4 protein-coding genes and 1 pseudogene are annotated in these 3,654 nt (G+C 71.9%); 1 reads left to right on the top strand and 4 read right to left on the bottom strand.

What is annotated here, in order from left to right; all coding sequences use genetic code 11:
* The first annotated feature begins 78 nt into the window (after window positions 1-78).
* A complete protein-coding gene (locus tag ACFQH9_RS27690; RefSeq protein ID WP_379570587.1) occupies window positions 79-699 on the top strand; it encodes a LysR family substrate-binding domain-containing protein in 621 nt (206 codons plus the stop codon).
* 149 nt (window positions 700-848) lie between these two features.
* On the opposite strand, the gene ACFQH9_RS27685 is transcribed toward ACFQH9_RS27690, so the two are convergent.
* From ACFQH9_RS27685 to aroQ, 4 genes and pseudogenes are all read right to left on the bottom strand, one after another.
* On the bottom strand, window positions 849-1,328 hold the full coding sequence (locus tag ACFQH9_RS27685) for a DUF6282 family protein (protein WP_379570589.1): 480 nt from the start codon (window positions 1,326-1,328) through the stop codon (window positions 849-851).
* Window positions 1,312-1,464: pseudogene (locus ACFQH9_RS27680) on the bottom strand (hypothetical protein); the annotation flags it as partial. The gene ACFQH9_RS27685 and the pseudogene ACFQH9_RS27680, both read right to left, overlap by 17 nt.
* A gap of 396 nt (window positions 1,465-1,860) precedes the next feature.
* Window positions 1,861-3,006, bottom strand: coding sequence for a GDSL-type esterase/lipase family protein (locus ACFQH9_RS27675; RefSeq protein ID WP_379570585.1), 1,146 nt, complete (start codon window positions 3,004-3,006; stop codon window positions 1,861-1,863).
* Window positions 3,007-3,063: 57 nt separating this feature from the next.
* A partial coding sequence (aroQ, locus tag ACFQH9_RS27670) for a gamma subclass chorismate mutase AroQ (protein ID WP_379570583.1) occupies window positions 3,064-3,654 on the bottom strand: 591 nt, incomplete at its 5' end.

The raw sequence follows: 3,654 nt of genomic DNA, 5'->3' as shown, positions 1-3,654 counted from the left end.
GCCAGGTAGCAAGCAATCCGAGCTACCGGGGGAACCTCAGTCGACCGGCTCGATGAGCTCGCCCGCAACCACCACCGGGTGCTACGCCTGGGATACGCCTGGGCGGCGATCGGCCGCCACACCACGCCCCTGCTGCGCCGCTGGTCCGGCCGCCACCCCGACATCGAACTTCAGCTCGTACGGCACAACACTCCAACCTCAGGCCTGATCGAAGGGCACGTCGACGCGGCTGTGGTCCGGACTCCGGTCGCCGGGCTGCGGCTCGACTCGGTGGTCGTCGGGCTCGAACGCAGGCTGGTCGCCTTCGCCGCCGACGACCCCCAGTGGCGCAGACGCCGTTCCCTGAGAATGGCCGAGATCGCCCAGCGGACAGTGGTCATCGACCCCCGAACGGGCACCACGACAAGCGAGCTGTGGCAGGACGGCTCGCCCCCGACACGTTTCATCCACTCCGGAGATGTCGACGAGTGGCTGGACGCGATCGCTGCCGGCCAAGGCGTGGGAGTCACCGCCGAAGCCACAGCGGCGCATCACTCGCGGCCAGGCGTAGTGTTCCGGCCGGTCGCAGACGGGCCCCCGATCCCGGTCCACCTGGCCTGGTGGCAAGCCAGCCCACCACCGGGCCTCACAGACCTGATCGACGAGGTGGCCGACCTCTATCGCGCAACCCACCGCCCTGCCTCGAAACACCTCCTCTGAGAAGGTTCTTGTGCACTCCGCGTTGGAGCTGTTTGTCTGGGAGCAGCGCGAAGCAGTGTGAGACCCGAGGCCGTCAGGCCATCGCGATAGGCCGGGAACGACGTGTGGCCGAGGTCGCTGCCGAGCACGAGCAGGGGGTGGGGTAGGCCTTAGCCAGCGCGCCGGTAGGGCTCTCGGCGGGGTCGGAGCCGAGGTCTGCGACGCACCCGACCTCGAGGCGGACCGAGAAGGCGAAGTGGGCCGAGCAGGTCGTCGGTCCAGTGCATGAAGTCGACCGTTGGGTGGTTAACCAGGAAGCGGCGGGCGCCGCGGGCGTGGGCGGCTCGGAAGATCCGCAGTGCGTCAGCGACGGGGATGTGCCCTGAGGCGAGGACGAGGTCGTGGGCAGCGACGACGTCCAGGACTTCGTCGAGACCGGGGGCCGGAGACTTGCCGTCGAGCACCGGCACCGGCCGGAACTGCAGCTCCCGGTGTACCGCGAGCTGCGGGGACCCGGCTGCAACCTGGTGGGAGGCCGAGGACACTGTGGGGAGCCATACCACCCGTCCATCCAGGCGGGCGCAGACCTCCACGGCGTCCGGGTTTGCAGCCCCCGACGGGGGAGTTGAGGACGATGCCCCCCGCGACACCCGGGCCGGCGAGGGCAGCACGCTCGGCAGTCGAGCCCTCGTGGGCCTTGAGGACGAGCCGGTCGACGCCCGTGCCGCGGGCCTCGGCGTCTGCCTGCGGGTCGTCGTGCCGGCGGCAGGATGCTGCGTCCGGCATGGACTTGCAGGTCGACGATGCCCTTGCCACAGCTCGACGACCTCCAGCGCGGTGGCGATGGGTCTTGCCGACCGTGGTGTCGGGGGGAGCTCCCGGACCCCGGGCCACGGCCGACGGCCGCATGAAGGCGGGCAGCTCGGTCCGGCGGTCGCGGATCGCCTCGACCGGGATCGTGTCCGCCGCGCCCCGCCGGCCAGCGCGAACAGGCCCCTTTCGTCAGGCCCCCTGCGGACCGCTGGAGTATAGNGGCGACCCGGCGACCCGGCGACCCGGCGACCCGGCGACCCGGCGACCCGGCGAGCCGACGATCGTGATCGGTACCGGGCCTCGGCCCGGGGCCCTTGAGCCCGCGGCCTGGACCCGCCGGAAGCGTACCGCCGCTGTAGGCCCTCGTCCTCAGCCGTGGAAAGGTCCCCCTTCCCCGAAGGCCAGGGCGGCGAAACGTTCCCCGATGAGGCGGTGGGTAGCGGCGTCGGGGTGGAGCCCGTCGGGCAGGGGAAGGTCGCCGGCGTCCGTCTCGCCGTAGAGCCTCCGGCCGTCGAGGAGATGCAGGTGCGGGTCGTGCGGGGCGCGCTGCGCGACGATGCGGGCCAGCTGCTCCCGCACCACTGTCAGGGTGAGTTTGCCCGCGGCGCGTTCGGCGGGGTCCCCCGTGGCCCGGAAGGTCAGGGCCCCGCTGGTGAAGTCGGCGACCCCGGGCCCGGGGGTGTCTTCGTGGATCGGGCAGAGCAGTGGCGAGACCACCAGTAACGGGGTGTCCGGGTGACCGTCGCGGACGGTGTCGAGGAAGCCGTGTACCGCCGGCCCGAACGCCCGCAGTCGCATCACGTCCCCGTTGACCACGTTGATGCCGAGCTTGACACTGATCAGGTCCGCGGGGGTGTCCCGGAGGACGCGAGCGGTGAACTGGTCCACCATGGCGCTGCCGCCGAACCCGAGGTTGACGAGCTCGACCCCGCCTGCGGCGGCGGCCAGGGCGGGCCAGGTCGTCGACGGGCTTGCGGCGTTCGACCCGTGGCTGATCGAGCTGCCGTGGTGCAGCCAGGTCCGCCGCCCGCTCTCCGGTGCCGGCTCGACGGGAGCGTCGCTGCGCAGAGCGACGAGCTCGGTGATCTCCGTGTGGGGCAACCAGATGTCGACGGTCTTCGGGCGAGCGGGCAGCCCGACGAACCGGACCGTGCCGACGGGGCCGGGCACGGTGTCCGCGGTCCCGGTGGTGACGTCGAGCAGCAGGGTCCTGCCGCCACTGGTCGTGGCCTGCGCGATCAGCTCGCCGTCGACGTGCAGGTCGTAGAGGCCGTCCGGACGCGGCGGGATGTCTCGATAACCCACCCGGGTCCGCAGCGTGTCCAGCTCGACGACGGTTGCCCGCATGCGGATCGCCAGCCGCACGCCGGACGGCTGCGCCTCCGCCATCGCCAGCTGTCCGTCGCCCTGCGCCCTGGCCCGTGCGGGCAGCCGGTGCGGTAACAGTCCGTTGTCGGTGCGCTCCAGCTCCAACGCCCCACGTACGAGCTCGGAGGTGATCGGTGTCGTCTGCATGGCCGTGTCGGTCACCTGATCCGGGTCGGCCCGAGCACCGGTCCGGTGCCGGACGAATCAGTTCGGAGCGTCATCACAGACGGACCGTACGGCCCGCTCCAAAGCCGCAGCGTGGATGCCGTCCAGCGCCCGGCTCTGCTCCTGCACGACCGAGGCAAGCCGGGACGAGCAGTTCGCCTGTGCGCGAGCCGGCTCGGCAACCTTCAACGCGTGGACCAGCGCATTGCTGATGCGGGTGATCTCGGGCCGGACCAGCGCGAGGTCGGGTCGTTCGGCGGGCCGGGAATCGGGGTGTTCGGTCCACTGCTGAAGCAGGTCGTTCTGCACCCGGGTGCTGGCCGCGATCTGATCGGCGACCACGCGCGCCACCCATTCGGGATCGACTCCGTCACGACCGGCCTGCGCCCGGGCCTCCGCGACGACGACGGCCTCGCGGTCCGGGTCCGTCACGGGCTGCCCCGTACCGAACTTGGCAGCGGCCACCTGGTCCGAGACCGCCGCCCGTTGGGCTGCGAGCTGCACGACCTGGGCCAGGCCGTCGGTCAACGGCCCGGACACCTCGGTCGACGGCGTGGTCGGTTGCCCGCATCCGGCGACCACGGCCGCAGTGACGACGAGTCCCGCTACGCCGCCGGCGGTCCTGGTTCC

This window comes from Pseudonocardia lutea, assembly GCF_042658055.1.
Lineage (GTDB): Bacteria > Actinomycetota > Actinomycetes > Mycobacteriales > Pseudonocardiaceae > Pseudonocardia > Pseudonocardia lutea.
The sequence above is the reverse complement of the archived record's forward strand: the minus strand, read 5'-3'. Positions and strand labels throughout refer to the sequence as shown.